Source organism: Psychroflexus torquis ATCC 700755, assembly GCF_000153485.2.
GTDB classification, from domain to species: domain Bacteria; phylum Bacteroidota; class Bacteroidia; order Flavobacteriales; family Flavobacteriaceae; genus Psychroflexus; species Psychroflexus torquis.
Window position 1 is genome coordinate 3,145,189 of record NC_018721.1, and the last position, 20,244, is coordinate 3,165,432.

Annotated in this window: 17 protein-coding genes and 4 pseudogenes; 5 read left to right on the forward strand and 16 right to left on the reverse strand. The window is 32.7% G+C overall.

Translation table 11 applies throughout. The features are described from left to right. Positions 1–379: 379 nt before the first annotated feature. Positions 380–1,348 (forward strand): annotated as a pseudogene (locus tag P700755_RS13500) (IS110 family RNA-guided transposase). 127 nt (positions 1,349–1,475) lie between these two features. On the opposite strand, the gene P700755_RS13505 reads toward P700755_RS13500, so the two are convergent. Then, a complete protein-coding gene (locus tag P700755_RS13505; RefSeq protein WP_157609304.1) occupies positions 1,476–1,967 on the reverse strand; it encodes a hypothetical protein in 492 nt (163 codons plus the stop codon). A gap of 230 nt (positions 1,968–2,197) precedes the next feature. Then, positions 2,198–3,466, reverse strand: a complete 1,269-nt coding sequence (locus P700755_RS13510) for a serine hydrolase domain-containing protein (RefSeq protein ID WP_015025212.1) — start codon at positions 3,464–3,466, stop codon at positions 2,198–2,200. 425 nt (positions 3,467–3,891) lie between these two features. Here P700755_RS13510 and P700755_RS13515 point away from each other — a divergent pair. Together P700755_RS13515 and P700755_RS13520 are read left to right on the forward strand one after the other, a co-directional pair. Next, a pseudogene (locus P700755_RS13515) lies at positions 3,892–4,485 on the forward strand (IS110 family transposase); the annotation flags it as partial. A gap of 211 nt (positions 4,486–4,696) precedes the next feature. Continuing rightward, a pseudogene (locus P700755_RS13520) lies at positions 4,697–5,077 on the forward strand (transposase); the annotation flags it as partial. A 4-nt stretch (positions 5,078–5,081) separates the two neighbouring features. Here the strand turns inward: P700755_RS13520 and lgt are convergent. The 9 genes from lgt to P700755_RS13565 form a co-directional block, all read right to left on the reverse strand. After that, a complete protein-coding gene (lgt, locus tag P700755_RS13525; RefSeq protein WP_015025214.1) occupies positions 5,082–5,927 on the reverse strand; it encodes a prolipoprotein diacylglyceryl transferase in 846 nt (281 codons plus the stop codon). 169 nt (positions 5,928–6,096) lie between these two features. Then, positions 6,097–6,657, reverse strand: a complete 561-nt coding sequence (locus P700755_RS13530) for a hypothetical protein (RefSeq protein ID WP_015025215.1) — start codon at positions 6,655–6,657, stop codon at positions 6,097–6,099. Between the two features lie 208 nt (positions 6,658–6,865). Beyond that, on the reverse strand, positions 6,866–7,054 hold the full coding sequence (locus P700755_RS13535) for a hypothetical protein (RefSeq protein WP_041758381.1): 189 nt from the start codon (positions 7,052–7,054) through the stop codon (positions 6,866–6,868). 74 nt (positions 7,055–7,128) lie between these two features. Then, a protein-coding gene (locus tag P700755_RS13540; RefSeq protein ID WP_086000788.1) for an IS3-like element ISPto4 family transposase occupies positions 7,129–8,291 on the reverse strand; the annotation gives its coding sequence in 2 pieces (ribosomal slippage) (positions 7,129–8,054 and positions 8,054–8,291; 1,164 coding nt in all). 16 nt (positions 8,292–8,307) lie between these two features. After that, complete coding sequence (locus P700755_RS13550; RefSeq protein ID WP_015025216.1) at positions 8,308–8,817, reverse strand: hypothetical protein; 510 nt, start codon at positions 8,815–8,817, stop codon at positions 8,308–8,310. Positions 8,818–8,903: 86 nt separating this feature from the next. Further along, positions 8,904–10,394, reverse strand: coding sequence for an RNA-binding domain-containing protein (locus P700755_RS13555; RefSeq protein WP_015025217.1), 1,491 nt, complete (start codon positions 10,392–10,394; stop codon positions 8,904–8,906). Further along, positions 10,391–10,948: a DUF4062 domain-containing protein gene (locus tag P700755_RS13560; protein WP_157609305.1), complete on the reverse strand. Its 558-nt coding sequence runs from the start codon at positions 10,946–10,948 to the stop codon at positions 10,391–10,393. Before P700755_RS13560 ends, P700755_RS13555 begins: the two co-directional genes overlap by 4 nt. 207 nt (positions 10,949–11,155) lie before the next feature. Then, entirely contained in the window at positions 11,156–11,917 is a 762-nt protein-coding gene (locus P700755_RS21030) for a reverse transcriptase domain-containing protein (protein ID WP_281013725.1), read from the reverse strand. Further along, a complete protein-coding gene (locus P700755_RS13565) occupies positions 11,911–12,531 on the reverse strand; it encodes a reverse transcriptase domain-containing protein (RefSeq protein ID WP_281013727.1) in 621 nt (206 codons plus the stop codon). The genes P700755_RS21030 and P700755_RS13565 overlap by 7 nt, the downstream gene beginning before the upstream one ends. A gap of 243 nt (positions 12,532–12,774) precedes the next feature. Here P700755_RS13565 and P700755_RS20070 point away from each other — a divergent pair, with 243 nt between their 5' ends. After that, on the forward strand, positions 12,775–12,936 hold the full coding sequence (locus P700755_RS20070) for a hypothetical protein (RefSeq protein ID WP_157609306.1): 162 nt from the start codon (positions 12,775–12,777) through the stop codon (positions 12,934–12,936). A 123-nt stretch (positions 12,937–13,059) separates the two neighbouring features. Here the strand turns inward: P700755_RS20070 and P700755_RS13570 are convergent, their stop codons facing one another. The 3 genes from P700755_RS13570 to P700755_RS13580 form a co-directional block, all read right to left on the reverse strand. After that, positions 13,060–13,482: a hypothetical protein gene (locus tag P700755_RS13570; protein ID WP_015025219.1), complete on the reverse strand. Its 423-nt coding sequence runs from the start codon at positions 13,480–13,482 to the stop codon at positions 13,060–13,062. 147 nt (positions 13,483–13,629) lie between these two features. After that, positions 13,630–14,232: a hypothetical protein gene (locus P700755_RS13575; protein ID WP_015025220.1), complete on the reverse strand. Its 603-nt coding sequence runs from the start codon at positions 14,230–14,232 to the stop codon at positions 13,630–13,632. Between the two features lie 82 nt (positions 14,233–14,314). After that, positions 14,315–14,569, reverse strand: a complete 255-nt coding sequence (locus P700755_RS13580; protein ID WP_051007973.1) for a tyrosine-type recombinase/integrase — start codon at positions 14,567–14,569, stop codon at positions 14,315–14,317. A 225-nt stretch (positions 14,570–14,794) separates the two neighbouring features. On the opposite strand from P700755_RS13580, the pseudogene P700755_RS19470 reads away from it, so the two are divergent. Beyond that, a pseudogene (locus P700755_RS19470) lies at positions 14,795–15,118 on the forward strand (transposase); the annotation flags it as partial. A gap of 268 nt (positions 15,119–15,386) precedes the next feature. Here P700755_RS19470 and P700755_RS13585 read toward each other — a convergent pair. Next, complete coding sequence (locus tag P700755_RS13585; protein ID WP_041758855.1) at positions 15,387–16,709, reverse strand: agmatine deiminase family protein; 1,323 nt, start codon at positions 16,707–16,709, stop codon at positions 15,387–15,389. A 249-nt stretch (positions 16,710–16,958) separates the two neighbouring features. Continuing rightward, the gene (locus tag P700755_RS13590) at positions 16,959–20,237 is read right to left on the reverse strand and encodes a DEAD/DEAH box helicase family protein (RefSeq protein WP_015025223.1); all 3,279 of its coding nucleotides are present in this window, start codon (positions 20,235–20,237) and stop codon (positions 16,959–16,961) included. Positions 20,238–20,244 lie beyond the last annotated feature (7 nt).

Sequence of the window (20,244 nt, forward strand, 5' to 3'; positions counted from 1 at the left end):
TGGCTATGTGGAGTGCGGGAATTCGAAGCACTTCACTTTCAGTTTATCTCTATCTTCATTAAAAGCACTAATCTTAATTTAATTACTTATTGCCCAATGACTTATATACGTCTTAAGTTTGATTTCTAATATAATACTTAGTTTTAGTTATTAATCAGAAAGAACAAAAGAGAGAATTAAGGTTACTTTATACGGTGAAGCTTCAGACTTCGACAATCCCGAAGCCTCGGGAATAATCCTCTCTCTTTTACTTCTTTAATCACGTTCTCCCGATACCTATCAGGACTATGAGACATTAGATCTCATTTTCAAGTTTGTACTGAGCTTGTCTAAGTGTTGTTTTAATACTAGTAGCTGGTTCTTTCATAAATCAATTTTTATGTATGAATATAAAGAAACTATTGGAGTTGACATCAGCAAAGATGTTTTTGATGTTCACGGCATTACTACAGGTCATAATTAGTATAAAAATGATGAGTCAGGTTTTAAGGGGTTTCTTAAAAGATTACCTGCTCATTGTTTAGTAGCCATGGAAGCTAGAGGCTATTATCATTACGGACTCGCTCAGTTTCTTTACAAGAATGAAGTGGTAGTCTCTGTCATAGACCCTTTAATAATAAAGCGTTTTATACAAATGAAATTAGCAAAAATAAAAACAGATAAGAGTGATGCTAAAATGATTTGTGAATTTGCCTTAATTAACCAAGTGCCCTTATATGCTGATTTAACAGATGTACAAAGTGAATGTTTACACTTATTTAGAGTGCTAGATAATTTTATAAAACATCGTACTGCACCCAAGAATAAAATGCACGGAGAAGAAGTATTAGGTATTCCATCAAAGTTCACATATCGATCTTTAAGACGAAACAAGAAGCAGTATGATAGTGAGATAAAAGCTATTGAAGAAAAGATTCTTTCTCTAGTAAAAGAGGACCAGCAACAACAACTCACATTGCTTATTAGTGTAACTGGTATAGGCCAGAAAACAGCTTTTTTTTTAATCCTAGTTACTGATGGGTTTTCTAAGTTTGAAACAGCCTCGCAACTTTGCAGCTATGTCCGCATCACCCCAACGACTAGAGAATCTGGGAGCAGTGCGAGAGGCAGGCCACCTATAAGTAAGATGGGTAATAAAAAACTGCGAAATCTGCTGTTTTTATGTTCTTTTTAGGTCTGTAAGTACAACAAAGCATGTCGGGAACTTTATGAGCGCATAGTAAATAAAGGAAAAAGCAAGAAACTAGCCTTAATTGCCGAAGCCAACAAACTGCTCAAGCAATGTTTTGCTATCGCAAAATCTGGTAGGCTTTATAATGAAATGTACATTTCTGTTTTACCTAAATAGGTAGAAAAAATCAATTAAAAAAGCTCAAAGAAACAGTTTTACGAATCTCTGAGTCTAGAATGCTAGTGTCTCAAAATTAATAAAGAAAAGAGTTGTTTTTACCTCAGTTCTTTGTTGGGTACAGTAATTATTTTTTCCAAAATTTTTCGGCTATTTCCGCTGTTCCTATTTGGATTGTATTATTAATTATACATTTAAATCTTGATTCACTACAACCCCACATTCCGCCTTGATTTATTTCGTCTGCTACAAATTCTCTTTTTATTAAATATTCTTTCTTTTTAATGTCAAATAAAACAAGTTCAAAACTCAAATTTAGTTTTCTGTCTTTATTTTCAGAGATATTCAAGTTATTATATTCTATCAAATAGTCAGAATTTTTCTTTTCTTTAGTTTCAGAATCCATGTTTTTTTCTACCACAGAATATTTATTTTTTGGGAAATTTTCGTAGAGATAGAATTGTAAACTTTGCAATGTTACATTTCCTATAATTTTTTCAATAGTTAACTCTTCGATTTCCTTTTTCAGTTTTTCGTCTATTTTTCCGTTTGAACTTTCCAAACTTCTGTTTTTTTCGTAATCTAAATATTCAGTTTTTTCAACATTTAGATTTTCCAACGTCGTAATATTCTCTGGATAAATAATTAAAAAACTACTTTTCTTACTCTGACTAAATAGAATAAAAGGTAGAAATATAAAAATTATGATTGTTTTCTTCATTCAGTTTTTATTGTGCTCAACGATTAGTAAAGAAATAGTAGCCAACTGCATGGATTTTTCCTCTCAAAATACAAGAAAGTTAAAGTGGGTTACAACACTTGAATTTAGAACTGTCTTGGCTATTATTTTTATACATTGTTAACCACAGTTGTTCTCTTTTGTTTATTCTTTTTTCGGATTATGAAAATGGATAAACTGATAACAACGGCATAACCAATTAACAATAAACTTAAAATATATGATTTGTTACGCATTATTACAACATAGTCAGCAATCCCTGCTTTCCAGAAAATCCATTCATCTGCAATTGATGAAGCAATATTATAATTTCCTGTTTCCAAAATTATGATTCCATTTTTTGATTTAAGGTCAATTCTTGCTGCTGTATTAATTGCGTTATTTCCACTTCCATCGTGTCCAATTATATTAGAGTTTTGGTCATTTTGACTATAAAGATGAGAACCTAATCCATAAACGTCAATATCATTTATAAAAGTTTCAGGTTTACTCATTTCCGTAATAGTTTCTTTGGAAAGAACCGGGTTGTTTGAAACATTTGCTTCTAAAAATTTGGATAAATCTGCTGTAGACGTAAATAATGAAGCCGCTGCAAGTGCGGTAAATTTGTTCGGTTGTCTTGTTGTTCCGTTATCTTTATAAATTTGTGCTAACTGAACATTTGGTTTGTCAGTCAATACGAAGGTCGAATTTTCCATTTTCAAAGGTTCAAAAACCTCTTGTGTCATATATTCCTGAAAGGATTGACCGCTAATTTCCTCAATCAATAACTGCAATATTGTATAGCCAGCTCCCGAATACATATACTTGCTACCAGGTTCATAACCCACTATTGCAACTCCATCAGAATATTCTGAATCTGAAGCTTTGGTTAATGATTCTTCAATTGTCTGAACGGTTTCATCTGGTGCAAAACCGTCATATCCAAGGTCGTCTACTAAGCCTGATGAATGAGAAAGCAATTTTCTGACTGTCACTTTTTTATTATCAAATCCACTTTCAGGTAGATGCCATCTTGTAAGGTAATCATCAACTGGTTTATCCAAATCTAATTTACCTTGTTCTACCAATTTTAAGACTCCAAAAGATGTAACCCATTTACTGACAGAAGCAACTGGGAAAACAGTGTTTTCATTTACAGGTTGGTCAATAGAATGAAAAAAGTCTTTTGAAATTTTCCCATTTTCTATTAGCGCCATTGCAAAATTTCCAACGAACTCTCCATCTATTTTTTCTTTGGTAGCCTCGATAAATGCATCAGAAGTGTTTTTGGAAGTAATGGATTTTAATAGAAATCCATTCATAGAACCATAACCGACAAAGGCTGTCCAAATTAAAATCGCCAGAATTATAAGAGCGATGTGTTTAAATGTTCTCATTCATATTGTTTTTTTTCTTTTTTAATTGTGGGCAACGTTGTTGTACAAGATTAGTTGCGTGGTTTAGCAGGTAATTTAGTGAATAAAAACTGAGTAGAAAATCCGCGAGTCCCGACGCTTCGGGATTCATAAGTAGGCTAGAACTAGCAATAAATTATATACGGCTTAAGTTTACAATTCATTAAATTTAGATATAAATCAGAAAGCACCAAAGAGAGGAATAAGGTTATTATATACGCAGAGACTATGATCTCGTCAATCCCGAAGCCTCGGGATAAATTCCCTCTCTTTTCTACACAGATTTCGAACTCCCGATATCTATCGGGAGTATCAGGCTTTAGACCTCGATTTTAAGCGTTGCACTGAGCTTGTTGAAGTGTCGTTGAAACTCGTGTAGTATGTACTTTCAAAAAAAACATTTTGTTATGATTAAAAATATTAAATATTTTGGAATTGACATTAGTTATTTAGTGTTTGATGTTACAGATTCTGATGGTAAATAGTATCAGTTTAAAAACAATGTATCAGGCTTAAAAAAGTTCACAAAGCTCTTAAAAACAGATAGTCATTGTGTTATGGAAGCCACCGGTTATTACCACTACCAACTGGCTTACCATTTACTTGAATCTGGTATAAAAGTATCTGTAGAAAACCCATTAGCTGTAAAACGTTTTATCCAGATGAAGTTGTCAAAAATCAAGACAGATAAGAGTGATTCAAAACTTACTTGTGAGTATGCTCAAAAGGTAGATCTAAAACTGTGGAAGGGTAACACTAAGGATGAGATGGAATGTCTTCAAAACACCAGAGCCCTCTCTGTATATACAAAGCAGAGCACTATGTTAAAAAACAAATTACATGGTGAGGACGTATTGGGTGAGCCGAGTAAAGCAGTTGTAAGGTCTTTAAAACGAAGTTTAAAACAGCTTATAAAAGAGATGAAAACCTTAGAAGATAAGTTGTTGGTTTTAGTAAAACAAGAGCATCAAGACCTATTAACTCGTTTAAAAACTAGTCCAGGTGTTATACTAAATTAGACCTATAATGACGCAATAAATCGTTTTACCGATACGAATTCGGCACAGGCTTTTTTCGCCTGCTTTTCATCAAAAATAATTACCGTAGCTAAGGCTATGCTAGTTATTTTTGATTTCAATCAATCAAAAAACCTGTGCTGAGCTACGCCGTAGTATAATTTAATTTATTCATACGGCATTATAAATATAATTTGGTATTGGACCTAAAACATCCATTATGTTAGTGGTTTTAACAGGTGGTTTTGATCGGTTTACAAGTGCAGCAGAATTATGTAGTTACGCAGGTTTGACACCAGTGATTAGGCAAAGTGGAAGCAGTGTAAAAGGACGACCTCGAATTAGTAAAATTGGCAATCAAAAACTTCGTAATTTATTATTTATGTGCAGTTTTAATGCTTGTAAATATAACAAGGCTTGTAAAGATCTTTACGAGCGGATAGTAGCCAAAGGGAAGAGTAAGAAATTAGCACTTATTGCGGTATGCAATACCCTCTTAAAACAGGCCTTTGCCAACGCAAAATCAGGGTTGATATATGACAAAGAATATAAAAGTACTCTAGTGAGAAATAAATAAGTTTTTACTTGTTTTTCGCCACAGTACTTTGTTGTGCATTGGGCTTTTTCCTCACAAGTATTAAAATCAGTCCGATAATAATAAAAGGAATACTTAAAATTTGTCCCATATTAATCATCATTCCGCTTTCAAAATCAACTTGATTTTCTTTAAAAAATTCGATTATAAATCTTGCGGAAAATATTAAAATTAAAGCAACGCCTAAAATCAGTCCGTTTATTTTTATTTTTTTCTTCTTATAGATTAGCATTAATATTCCAAATATTAAAACATATGAGAAAGCCTCATAAAGTTGAGTTGGATGTCTTGGTATTAAATCATCTCTTTGAAAAACAACTCCCCAATTTCCGTTTGTTGGTTTTCCATAAATTTCAGAATTCATAAAATTCCCAAACCTTATAAACGCAGCTACTATAGGTGAAACAAGTGCAATTCTATCTAAAACCGATAAGAAATTTGTTTTATACTTTTTACAATAAATTCCGATTGCAATTAAAACTCCAATTGTTCCTCCGTGACTTGCTAATCCTTGAAATCCGATGAATTGGTATGTATCTCCTATTTTTTTAATTGGCAGTAAAATTTCGACTGGGTTTGCAAAATAATATGAAGGGTCATAAAATAAACAATGTCCGAGTCTTGCTCCCAGAAGTATTCCCACAACAACGTAAATAAATAACTTTTCTAAATTTTCAATTGGTATATTTTCTTTAATGTAAATGCGTTTCGCAACGTAATGTGCCAAAATAATTCCGGTCATAAAAAATAATCCATAATACTTTAAAGGAAAGGTTTCTGTTATCCAATAAATTACTGGGTCAAGATTCCAATTTATAATTCTATCGTTCATTCGTTATCGTGAGTTTTTTTAGCCTTGTGTACAACGAGTTTGTGTAAGGTTATTTGCGTGTTTTAAGCAATTAATTTAGCAAATAAATCACAGATAGAATATTCCGCTGGAATGTTCGTAAGTCGGCAGTGACCAAGCAATTAATTATACACCGTGTTATGTTTAGTTTTTATAATTCAGTTAGTTCATTAAATATATCAAAATAATGCTTTTCAGTTCTCAATTCAATTTTTAGTCTGTCATTCCTATGGTCAATTATATAAATTTCTCCAGATTTAAAAAGAGGTTCTAATATTTTATTCAGTTTAGAAATCAGTTGAGATTTATTGTTTTCCGATTCGATAATATATTTGTCGTAAATATTAAATTTTGATAATGACTTATTGAACATTAATTTAATGAAATCAGTTTTTGTTTTTTTTCTAATGAGAAATTCAGAATTGTGTGTTCCTGCTCTTTCTGTTTCCCATTCAGCCAATACGAGTAAATTCTGATGTTTTGAAGAAAGCCATAAATTTCCTGAAGAAAAAGTTGCTTTTTTATATTTCAGAGTCCAATTTTTAGGGTTTAATGTTTTTCCAAAAATTGAGTACGACCAAGCATTATAATTTCCTTTTACTTTTCCGTTTTTTTTTGCAATAAAATGCTCAAATTCAGAACAAAATTCCTCATTCTTTATGTAGAATGGCGAATCTTTTTCGTCTGGGGAAGCATTTGGTTTTATTATCATTTTATCGTTTTGGATAATTAAACATAACGTTAAATATATGGCAAGTTGGGCAGAAAATAAGCGATTACTTTCGGTTTACCACAAGCCAGATCTTTTTATTTTGTTTTAATTTTTCTCTTTTAATACCAAATCAAAAGATTTGGCGACTTTGCAAATAGACAACAACCATTGGATTAAGTACTAATCGCCCAATTTGCTATATATAGTGTTAGCTATTGTATTTTAAGCCTAACAGATTTTCAAATAGCTTTTGAGATTGATTAATCAATTTGTCAATTAATTTACTGTTGACTATTACGAAGGTCACTATGTCTTCCTTTTTATCTATAAATTCTTCATATTCACAATCAAAAGAGTCATTGTTTTTTATAAAGTTGACTAATTTTTTATTATCCATTTTAATTATATTACCTGAATGGACTAAATTATTTCTAAGAGATTGGAATAGCTAGTAAATTTGTGACTAATTTTTTAAGCTATTTTTTTAATAAATCCTCTCAATTTTATTTCCATTTCTAGAGGTGAGGAATATCCTAAACTAGAATGTAATCTTTCGGTATTATACCAATGAATGTAGCTATCAATAGACTCATATAATTGATTATATGAGGTAAATTTAAATCTATATAGCCATTCGTATTTGATTGTTTTAAAAAAGCTTTCAGCTACAGCATTGTCCCAGCAATTCCCCTTCCTACTCATACTTTGAGTTATTTTAAGGTTAAAATTGCAAATGTTAGTCATTTTATTCGAAGCATATTGCACACCTCTATCTGAATGAAAAATAAATTCTTTATGAATACTTCTTGTTTTTCGAGCATCAATCCAAGCCTTCAGAACTGTATTTTGAGTAGTCATATCTTCACTTAAAGACCATCCAACCACCTTTCTATCTGCTAAATCTATGATGGTTGTTAAGTAATTCCAATCATCATTAACTCGAATATAAGTGATGTCAGACACCCATTTCTCCCCTAATTTAAAACTAGAGAACTCTCTATTTAACTCATTTTCCTTAGTTAAATATGGATGATTAGAGTTTGTTGTAAGAACGAATTTTCTCTTTAGAACACTTCTTAGCCCCATATCTTTCATCAGTAAACCGATGTAGGAACGAGAGTAAACCAAGCCTTCTCGTTCTAACATTTTTTGAACCCTAGAGCTACCATAAATTTCTCTACTTTGCTCAAAAATAATTTTGATCCTCTCTTTTAGAACCGCTGTCGCTGTTTTTAAAACTACAATGTCTTTGTTTTTAAACCAATGATAATAAGCGTTCTTGCTAACTCTCATGGATTTGCACATCTTCTCTACTGGATACATATCAACATTCTTTAAAATGAATTGATATCTTATCAGTCGCTCTTGGAGAAGATGCTCACCGCCTTTTTTAAGATGTCACGTTCCATCGTTACATTCTTTAACTCTTTCTTTAATGCTTTGAGCTCTTGAGCTTCAATAGATAACTCCTTCTTCTTTGAAAAGTCTCCAGATTTGAGCTTGTATTCTCGTTTCCAACGACCAATCATATTAAGGCTTAAATCATAATCCTCACTAACTTGTTTTGTCTCAATACCAGAATTTAATAGTTCGACGATCATAACTTTAAATTCATTGTCATACTTTTTTACCATAACTCAAATATAAAATTTATAAACTCATAAAAATCGTCACATCAAAGGTAGACACTCCAGATTTACATTGTAAAATATATTCCCATTCGGCATTTATTGAGTTAAAATCAATACTTGAAATTTTTTTTAAATACTCTTTACATTTTAGAAAGTCGTTACTCCCTTTTAAATCAGCAACCATAAAGGTTTGGTTTTTTATGTTTCCTAAATCATTACATAATCTTTTTAACTCTTTTTCAATTACTGAGATAACTTGAGTCAAAAAAGAAACTCTAAAGTTATGGGGAAATAGTCTAGCTATATCATGATACTTTTCAAATTTCTCATAACTTTCTGTACCAATCAAATCTAAATATTTTTCGTATTTTTCACTATCATTCATTTGGTCATTAACGTCAACTTCATTGGTGTTTTCTTCAAGCTCTTTTTTTTGAGTACTTAAGAAAGTTTCAATTAGGTTTTGGTATTTTCTTAAATCTCCAAAAATTATATGATAAAGTGATATGTCGAATTCTTTACGTGTCATTTTATATAATAGCCAACGACCCCGCTATGAAACGTGTCCTGAAGGGCATGTTTTATAGCGATTGTTGTGCTTTCGTGCTTTATTTTTCATTTCAATTTTGCTTTCACTTTCTTAGTTAAATAATAACCGCCAGTTTGTGCAGCTTCTCCTCTAAATTCAATTAATTCTGCTTCTTTTAATTGTTGCAGATATCTTTCCATTGTTCTTTCAGAAACACTAATTGCAGTAATATATTCGGGCGCTCTATTTCCTTCATGTTTAGCAATAGCTTTAAGAAGAGTAGATAGTTTTTCTTTAACTTTCTTCGTAGCTCCGTCAATAGCTCCGTCAATAGCTCCGTCAATAGCTCCGTCAATAGCTCCGTCATTATCTTTAGTTATAGCTCCGTCAATTGTTCCGTCACTAGCTCCGCCAATTTTACTATTACCAAAGAAAGTAAGTTTAACAGTTTGCTCTCCAATATCCCAAACAGGTGCTTTAAGACCTGCTTTCTTACATTCATCTGAAATCATAATAGTTCCCCTACCTATTTTCTCAATAAACCCTCTTAAAAACACCATATGAGCTATGTCTGGATTGTAAGGCATGGAAAGATGACTCTTCTTGAGCTCGCTCTGCTTGTATGGTGATTTCCCCGTATTGCCCACTTCAATTTTGTCCGGATAGACAATTACAGCCATAGCACTAGAAGGAATAGAATATTCACGATGCACTAGTGCATTCATAACACCTTCACGTAATGCTCTCATTGGTATTTCATAATCGTCTTCTCTTTTCCATTCTTTTTTGTCAAATTTTCTCTGTAATTGTAAGTGTTTCTCGAAAAAGTCGAGAATGGCAATCCTGTTTTTGAAAAGATTACCATCTAATAATCGATCATCAGTAAATTTACTTCCAGTTTTTCCGCCTTTCAAAAGCGCAACTCGAACACGAGATTGAGGAATAAATCGTGCAGGATTTTTAGCAAACAACAGCACCGAAGCATTGGTGAAATTACCCTTTTGATAAAGTCCATAATGAGATAAAAAGTCTATTGGCTCTCGCTTATTCTCACTAAAATTATCGTCAAATCTTGCAGCCTCTATAGTCTTTTGAATTTCTTCCAAATCAAAATCACTAAATTCTACACCAAGGCATGCTTGTCGCTCCCAATGAATTTCAGTTTCTTGCCGTTTGTGTATAAGCGCTGAAATTTCTTTTGATGAGGCCTGAATGGTTCTATCATTTCTGCGATAGTAAATGCTTCCATTAAAAATATATGGCTGTTTTGAACCTTCCCATACTTTAATGAGTAGCAATTGTTTATCTCCATAATTTTCAATAGAAACCATAACAGGAGCTTCTGGCACCAATTCTTTTAGTAAGTATTGTTCCAATTCTCTTTGGCGTTTCTCCGCGTTTATAATGCCTTTGACAGTTTTGTTATCAGTAATACCAAGCAGCAATTGACCTCCTTGATTATTTAAGAAGCCGCAAATAGTTTTACCGGTGGCGTCTTTGCGAACAACTTCTTTGAACTCAAGCTGTCCGCTTTCTTCTTGCTTCAGAAGATCTTTTATGAGTTGTTCTGATTTCATTGATCTAGATTATTTAAATTGGCTAATTCACGCTCCACTCTTTTTATATCTCTGAACAGCGTTTCTATGTGTCGCATTGCTTCATCAGGTCTGAAAAATTCCTGAACCCAATGGTGCTTTCGTTCTTCGTAAGGCAAGTCTATTTGGACGGCGTCATTGTACATATCAATTACCCGAACACTATCCATAACAGAAGTAGTTTGAATTTCAAAGTCATTCCGCTGAGTATTGGCAGCATCTGCATACATATACTGTGCTAGTAGCTTTCTTGAGAACGTAACGAAACTATGTGCTATATATCTTCTCGGTTTATTGATAGCAATAGCCCTTAGAAACTCCTGATGAGTAATTCCAGTACTATACATTGGATTTATAATCCCAAAGAAAACATCACACTCTTCAACAGCAGCAAGACATGCGTCAGTATTATTCATTCCAAGTGGTGGATGTAAAGTCCCGAACTCTGAATTGATTACGTGATAGCCGTAAGTATTCAGTATCCCACAAATTTGCAGCAGCAAATCACGATTTTGGTAAACCGTGGATGCAACCATTAGCTTTATTTTTTGTTTTTTAGCCATTCTTGTCTATATACGGTATCTTTTTTTGCATGAAGCAGTAGAGTAGAGCCTGATTGTTTTATTATATTCTCTATACGAATATAATAAAACAATCAGCACCCCCTTCATCAAACACTTCGACAGGCTCAGTGCAGCGCCGTGCATGAAGTTTTCCCTCACACGGCTTACCGATAGATTTCTTTATTGAGCTTTCGCAAGGGTTTTTAAACGTGCATACTTTTCTATGTCAAATAGGTTGTAAAATTTAACCAAATTCTCATAGGGTCGCTGGCGTAGCTTCCGATGCGCTTTCCTTCCTTTGCACTTCATCCATTTAAATAATTTGTAATCCAGATGCTTTTTAATGATTTTTATGGTTTCCCAAATATGTGTAACCTTACTGATAGAAAAGTAATTTAGCCAACCTCTTAATAATTGATTGACCTTCCATACTATCCACTCAATTGTCCAATGTTTTCGATTTGCAAATAGTTCTCGCAATTTTGAAAACAATTTAGACCGTGACTTCATACTGGGTCGTACATTGGTGTAATTCTTGGCATTCCATCCAAATTTGGACTTTATACTTCTAAATTCAAACCCCAAAAAGAATAAACTGCTCTTGCTACTATGCAAAAGTTTTGTCTTTTCTTTATTTAACGTTAATCCCATATTATCCATTATACTAGTGATATAGTCCAGTATCTCTTTGCTGAAATACCATTTACCCATCAATAGAAAATCATCTGCATAACGAACTATGCGGATGTTTGCCTTGGCAAACTTCCCCTTCGGATTGTTTACAATCTGGTCAAATGCATGGAGATATATGTTGGATAATAATGGCGAGATAACTTCCCCTTGTGGACTTCCTTTGGTACTCGCTACTAGCTTTCCGTTGGGTAGCCGTACAGGCGCAGTTAACCATTGATGTATCAAACTTAAAATACTATGATCTACCAACCTTTTCTTTTCTTTAGTAAAATAAATAATTTAGTATGCGGGATGGTGTCAAAATACTTCGACAAGTCCGCATCATAGACAAATTGATGCCTATCATAAATATTTTGTTTTACTTGCTTTATGGCGTCTTTTGCTCCTCGTTTGGGTCTAAATCCAAAAGAGGTATGCTCAAAATCTGCCTCCCAAAGTGGCTCTATTAGCATCTTTACTGCCATTTGAACCACGCGGTCGCGAATTGTTGGTATTCCTAATACCCTAAAATCTCCTTCCTTTTCCTTGGGGATGAGCTTTTGCTTTACTGCTTGGCTCCTGTAGGTGTGACCTTGTAAGTCTTGTTGAATCTCGCCAAGAAAAATAGATATTCCTTGCTTTTCAATAGCGTCAAAACTTTGATTGTCTACACCTACCCCTTTAGAATAGTTGCTCCTAACTCGTCGAAAAGCTTCTATAAGCGTATTGCCCTCACAGAGTTTTCCGTAAAGACTATAAGCCTTGAAGCCCTTATCTTGCTTGGCTCTAATATATAGCTTCCTCTGAAAAACACGAATAGCTGCATCGCTTTGCGATGGACTTGTTAATAGATTTACATCAATACTTGTCATTCTGTCTTTCATATAAGCATATCTAAAGTAGTGTCCCTTTCCTAATTAGAGTTTTGTTGTCTCTAACATCATAGGTACTATGAACACCTCCGACTTCTCTTGCTACAGCTAGTAATTTCGTAATACTTATGTACTAGCTTTTATAGTTGCCACCATTTGTAACAAGAGACCTCCCACGTTTCGTAGTTTTCCATCTATAACCACGCCATCCCTATGACTCCGGTAGATTGTTACACTTCATACTACTGTTTATCCATGCAACATAACAGGGTTCGAGAACGTCGAAACTCTCCCCAATCTACAGATACACTTATCGAAGCTACTACGGGTTCACACTTGCGTATTACAGCTTGGTTATTTGAACATGCCAAGCTTCAGCGAAATCCTCACAAATTTAACTGTCGGCAGCTCTTCTAAATGAACAGCAAATTATTTAGGTAGGATTTACACCTACTGGAAAACCACAACTTCGTGGCGCACCAACGTTAAGAATATGAAACGGCTTTTTTGCTGTTTTATATTTAGTGTTGTACTCAGTTTTTACTTATATCTTATTCCAATAGAACTTGATCCCCCTTTCGGATCGTTGTCTGCCCAAACTTCTCCCCAATTAAAATCCCTTTCTTTACCTATTTCTTGAGTTAACCAGTCTTGATACTTTTTTAATTTTTCTTTTTTGCTCTTCTCACTCCAAGAGTCCCAACCAGAGTTTAAATCAAATGGGTTGTCATTTATCACCATTGAGAGTTCAGATAATTCTTCTTCTTTAAAGCAAAGAGACATTATGAAGTACTTGTCACCAATTTGAATGTTTTTAATGTCTAGCCATTTATAACCGTTACCCGTATCTCGGATTTCTTGAACTTCTCCTAATTTCTGACTTTCAATCAAGTAAAAGTTTGAGTTTGGTGTCAACTCCAGTGAATCATTCAACTCAATATGTCCTTTGTTTTTATCTATCATTCTAATTGAGTACAACGTTGTTGTATATGGTTTGTTGCGTGGTTAAGCATCTAATTTAGCAAATACAAACCGAATATAAAATCCGCGAGGATTTTCGTAAGTAGGCTAGAACTAGCAATAAATTATATACGGTGTTACCACACGTTTTTATTTTTCCTTTTTATAAGTTAATATATTTCCTCTCGGAAAGTACATTAGATTTAAAAACTCTTTATTATATCCAAGTATTTCATATTTCAGAGTATCCGATTTATTTGTCAATATTAAAAACTCTCCAGGTTTTAATTTAGTATCAGCAAATTCTGGCAATTTATCAGTCACTTTGTAGTCATAAATATCGCTTGAGTCAGTTTCCGTTCCTTTATAAAACATTATCCATCTCCGATTTTTAATTTCAATTCCAGCGAGTGTATCTTTTTCGTCAATCCAAATTTCATTTTTAAAATATGTTGTATTCTCTTTAATTGAGTTTTGAACATTTGAATCGTATTCGCTATTGCTATTTACAATTTGCATATAAATGAAAAAAAAAGTTACGGGAATCAATCCAATAATTATTTGCCAATATTTATAATTCTTTAATTGTTTAGTCGGTTTGTTCAGGAACAAAAAAAGTATTCCAAAAACCATTGAAATGAAGAATAAATATGTAGGCCACATTTGTTCTGTAAACATTCGAATATTCATCACAATTCCGTAAATCAAATACGAAATGGCAAATAGTCCAAGAGGTGTTTTAAGGTTTGTCATTCTTGAATTTAGGTTTTTTTCAAATGTGTGGTAACATCCTTATAAACCCTATTCAAATCTTCGTTATAGGGTATATATCTATTTAGGACGTTGTTTTATTTTCATCTAAACTAACACTTTCATACATATTATCCAATGGACTTTTTATTGTTTTGTTATTAATCGCTAAAACTCGAGTGTAGATTTCTGTTGTTTTTGAGCTATTATGACCTAAAGCGGCCTGGATATGTCTTAAACTTGTCCCCCGTTCCATAAGGTGTGTGGCAAAACTATGACGTAAAGTGTGTGGGGTACTCCAAGGGTTTCCGTTGGTCTCTTTCACAGCTTTTCGATACATACTTTGATCTTTAGATGCTTTCGTTATTTTTAGTCATAAATTAATTATGCCTTGGTCACCTAAATTAGTTAAAACAGACTTTAAAAAACTACTTTTTTAATCATTTAAAGGTATTTAACCGTTAAGAACGGATAGACTTAAGTTATGTCCTTGCCGAGATGTTGTGAAAAATAAATGCAAACTTTGCTTAGTAGCCTATCGACTTATGATTGTTGTAAGATTATCAAAAAAACCACAGTAACACTCTCCACTAAAGAATTTATACGGCGTTTTCAACTCCATATTCTTTCCAAAGGCTTTACCCGAATAAGGCATTATGGGTTTTTGAGCAGCAGTTGGAAAAAAGAGAAGTTGCCGCTATTACAACTGCAATTAAGAGATAAAAACTTGGCACACATATTAACCTTTGCCACTCAAGAGAAGTCCTTACATCGCTGTTGTCCGAGTTGTAAAAAGCAAACCTTGATCACACTTTTTACTTTTGACAGTTGCGGGCCGCCAAAGGATTACAAAAAAATTATAAAGGATACACTGGAATACAAAAATTAAAAAATAGTTCTAAAAAGAGCCTTGACTTACTAGTGCCCAAACTGAAGCAAAATGATAAAAAAAAGCAGATTCTCACATAAAAAAAGCATGATCTCCCTAAAAAGTACTCTATTCAGATAAGCAACTGAATAAAAAGGGATGCAAAGCACTCTGAAAAAAACCTTCTCCTCTTGTAAGGTTCCTGCCAACTCATCGAATTCCCCCTTATTTAAAAATACCGGATCAGTCAACAAATCATATAGCTTTGGCCTATCGGCAAGCCATATGCTTAGTTATTTTTCACGCTTGGCTGTTGTTGTGTTGAACAGTGAATACCTCCTCCATCCCAATTTTGTGGCATCGCATTGATAAATACAATTTTTCTATTTGGAAATTGTTTTTCAAAAATGTTGCGAACACGATTTTCTTTTTCTTTTGAAGAGCCTTCGTCAACATAACTTGAAATCAATACAACTCCATTGGTTACCAAATAATTAAGATAACTTGAAGCGGGAACGCGCAATAACGTATCGCCAACTTTTGGTGCTTCTGAAATATAAAATCTGTTTGCAGGAATATCAAGAGAAGGTTCTTTAGAATATTCCTTTGTTGCAATTATTTTTCTTGGTTTTAAATCAGGTAGTGGGACTTTTATAATAGTGAATGGTTTACCGTCTTGGTCTGTTGCGTTTTTTAATATTTCAAAACTTTCATTGAGACGCTCATAATTCATTTTGTTTATTGGATTTAAGTCTTTTTCTGATTCATCTACCCAAGCCAATAAAATGGTATTTGCATTTGAAAATCGCACAAATTCATCAGAATGTTGCACACCTCCACCAACATAATCGCCTGTGATTCGTCTAAAAAAACCATTTGGGTCGTCTGCTAGACCTCGTTTTAGCCAAATTACTTTTGAAACACCCAAAACTCTTTTGAATTCACTTTCAATATAGTCGTTTGTTAAGTTAGGATTTCTGTGCCTGACCGCTGATTCACAAACGATAAGTGTCCCTTTACCGTTTACCTCAATATTACCACCTTCGTGAACTACGTTTGTTTTGAAAATTTTAGCACCTTCTACTTTTGCCATAAGGCTATCGACTTTACTCGTTCTAATAATAGACGGCAATCGTTCTTGCATGTATTTGTTCACGCTGTCTTGATTGTTGTTGAACTTTTCCTTGAGAAATACAGGATATCCAAATAGATTCCAGTCAAAGTCAGCAACTCCCAAATCTCCTTTGCCATTAACTAAAAAAGCTGCACCATGGTCTCTTATCCAATAACGGTCTCCAGGCATTACATAGAATTTGATATTTGTGGTATCAATTTTTTGACGGATTAAGTATCTTTTTGCTGTGTGCATAAGGCTGTCAGAGTCAAATGCCATTTTTACGGTTACGTTTGGCGTAAGTGTTTTTATCATCTCAATTACTACTGGATAAAAGCCATATCTGCTATCTGATTCCCAACCAAGCCAAACAGCATCTTGAGGTTCCCATTCGGCGGGCATATAAAAGTTATCAGAAATTAGATTTGAGTCCGCAGACTTGTCATTTTTACAACTAATGAGTAGAAAAATGATTATTGTTAATGTTATGTATTTCATTTTTTTCATAATTAATGGCAACGTTGTTGTATATGGTTTGTTGCGTGTTTTAAGAACTAAAGTTATTAAATAAAACACAGATATAAAGTCTGCGAGAATTTTTCGTGAAGAAGCTAAAACTAGCAATAAATTATATACGGTGTTAGGTGTCTGGCTTTTCTTTCCGCAAACTTGCTAGCGTTGGCGTGAATGCTCTTTTAAATTTGTGAGGCACGATCAAACTTTAAATGTGCTCGAACTTGCGTTGGCTTATCTCGTTCTTTCCATTTTTACTGTTCTTTCAAAATCATCACAAAGTTGAGATAGAATGTCTTTTGTTTCTTTAATGAAAAACTTACCTAAGTCTTTGTTCTTGATTGTATATTTTCTATATAATTTTGAAAAGTCATTGTAAATTTCATCTTGTGTAAACACAGAGCCTTCATCTCTTATTTTTGCCATTAATCTTTTGCCGTTATTGTCTGAATGAATATATAAAAAGAAATCTGTTATCTTTTTCTCAAATTCTTCTATCAATTCTAAAATGGTTTCTTCTTCTTGATTCCGTTTTTCTATGACTTTTAATATATCATATTTGTATTTTTTATATTCGCCTTGTGGTTCGCCAACAATAGATGGTTTAGATTTTACTTTTTCTTCATAATCTTTTGGTGCTAAGATTCCTATTTTATTATCAAAGTATATTTCTACATCATCAATAATTTCATCTTGTCTGTTTAATCTTGCATACTCTTGGTTGAATTTACGCCAGAAATCTAAAAATAATTTTTCGCTGTATTTAGCATCTAAATCAATGACAAACTCTATTAGGTTTAATATTTTGAAATAAGAATTAATGATTTTCTTTAGGTTCTTTGCATCTTCTTTTTGATTTAATATGTAATCTTCAAAACTATTTTCAAGATTGAGAATGATGTTTATATCCTTATCATTAGAAAGATGATATTTTTTAAACTCATTAAATAAATTTTTGAATAAAGTATGCTTTTTTAAATCGTTATAAGACTCTATCAGTCTCTCTTCATCACCCAATGGGTCAAAGTCAGAAACTACTACATTACTAAAATGTGCAAAGGCTTCTTTTATGTTTTCTACGTTTTTGTTTTTGTATGAAAAGTCAATGATTTTACAATCATTTTTGTATTTCATAGTTCTATTTACTCTTGATATTGTTTGGATTGCATTAATACCTCTTACTTCTTTGTCAAGAAAAAGGGTTTGTAATTTAGGTTCATCAAATCCTGTTTGCAGTTTATCTATTACTATGATTAAGCCGTTTTTACATAATTTGAAATTTTGCAATACTTTTTCTTCACTCAATCCATTGTTAAGACTGCTACATCTTTGATGTTCTTGACTATCTGAATAGACTATAAAAACTGGCGTGTCTTTGTATTCTTCATATTTCTTATCTTGTGTAAGTTCTTTGAAGTATTTGTCAATAAACCCTTTATATTTTATTGCAGATGAAATAGCCGAAACGGCTAACATTGCCTTTGCTTTTCTTCTTATTTGAGGATATACAACTGTTATTAATCTTTCTACCACAAATTTAGAAATAGCCTCTATTCTGTTTGTATTGGCATAAATCTTCTTTTTACGGATAGCATATTTTTTACCATATTCATCTACACCAGTTTCTGTATTGTCAGGAATGTTATGCTCGTAACCCAAATCGTCTTCAAAGCCCTCTATTTCACTATCTGAAATTTCAAAGAACATTTTGGCAGACACAGGAACAATACCCTTTATTGGGTTTAATATGTAGCCATCTTCAATAGCATTGCGCATTGTATAGCTATCAAATGGAATCCATATTTTCTCGGCTTCTGCATATTTGTTAAACTCACCAAAACGTGCTAATGTATGGTCGCTTGGTGTTGCTGTAAAACCTACTATTAAGTTTTTTTTATTGTTTGATATGTATGTTTTACTTTTATCAAAACTACTTTGTAGTTCATCAAAAACACTTATCATTTGTTCGTGTTGCACTCCACTATTGCTACGGTGAATTTCATCTATTAAAAAAGCAATTCTTAACGTAGAAAGGTGCTCCACTATTGATTCGTCTAATATGTCATTTACGGTTGCAAATTTTTGAACATTTACAATTACAATTCTTATGTCAGAACTCATTGCTTTTAAAAAACTGTTGCGGTCATTGGCTTCTAAAAACATACCTTTTTGAAGATTCATATTGTGCATCTTAGAGTCTAATTGGTCTCTAAGTTGCAACCTATCTACTACCAGTATTACTTTGTCGTAAATATATTCTCCATCACGTCTAAGGTCTTTTAGTTGTAAGGCAGACCAACCTATAATATTACTTTTACCAAAACCTGCTGCATATTGTAATAGTAAAGAATACACATTTTTATTGTTTTGGTATTTTAATCGTTTGTCGATTAATTCTTTTATTTGGGCTTCTCCAATGCCTTTAAATTTTAATTCTTCTTGTAGTTTATTAATAAAATAATCTGGCTCGTTTTCGTGTTCTAAAAACTCATCTATTTTACTCAATATCTTATCTGTACCGAATTTCTGTTTGGGTCTTGGTGCTATTAATCGACCATCATTATGCTTGTATTCTTTTGTTTTACTATTGTCTTTTTTAATTAACTCACGCTCAATAAAGTTATAATAGAGTATTTCTTTCTCTATCATTTTTTTATCAAACAAGGCTCTAAATACTTCTTCAAACCGTTCAGTTTTATTCCCTTTTGTGTTAACTACAGGATAGGTTTTAAAGTCTTTTTCTGTTTTTTTATAATAGTCTTCAAAATCATAACTACCGTTATTTACTGTGTTTTTTATTTCATCAAACTGATTGGAAATATTACGAATAATATAGGTTTCGCTTACATCTGTAGAAGTAATATGTATTGCTTTTTCAAATATTTTTAAAAAGTCTTTTCTAACAGTTTGTGATAAATCATTACTTCCTGCAATTTGTAAATACTCTTGCACTGCTTCTAAATAATCTTTGGCTACTTTTTTACGTCCGTTATTACGAGCATTTTGATTGTTGTAGTTGCTTTTAAGTTCATTATAGCCTAAAAACATACCATTTAAAAAGAATGATAAATCTGGACGAAAAGAAAAAATCTGTTTGCCTTCAAAACTAAAACGGTACGGTAATTCTTGTACTACTGTAAATATGTTTTGGTCGAACAATGTGTCGCCTTGTGTAACAGAATCACTTGGATAAAACAGATGTAATTTTACTCCTTTAAATGTAACCGATTTATAAGTATTTATAAACAAAGCCATATTTGCAGAAGCCTTTATTTTATCGTTTAGAAAGCTTGTAAATTCTGATAATAACTCCTTTTCTGAACTGAATTTTTTTAATAATTTACGGTAATTGGCTTTGTTTAAAGAGGTTTCAGAAATAAAGTTCTTTAAATCTTCATTAATAAAAAAATCTTTGGAAACAGTATTTGCTTTTGCTTCTTTGTATTGTAAACCATCTGGTCTTTCGCAAAGAAAGTGAATAATGTATTTGTCTTGTAGGTCTAGTTCTTTCATAATGCTA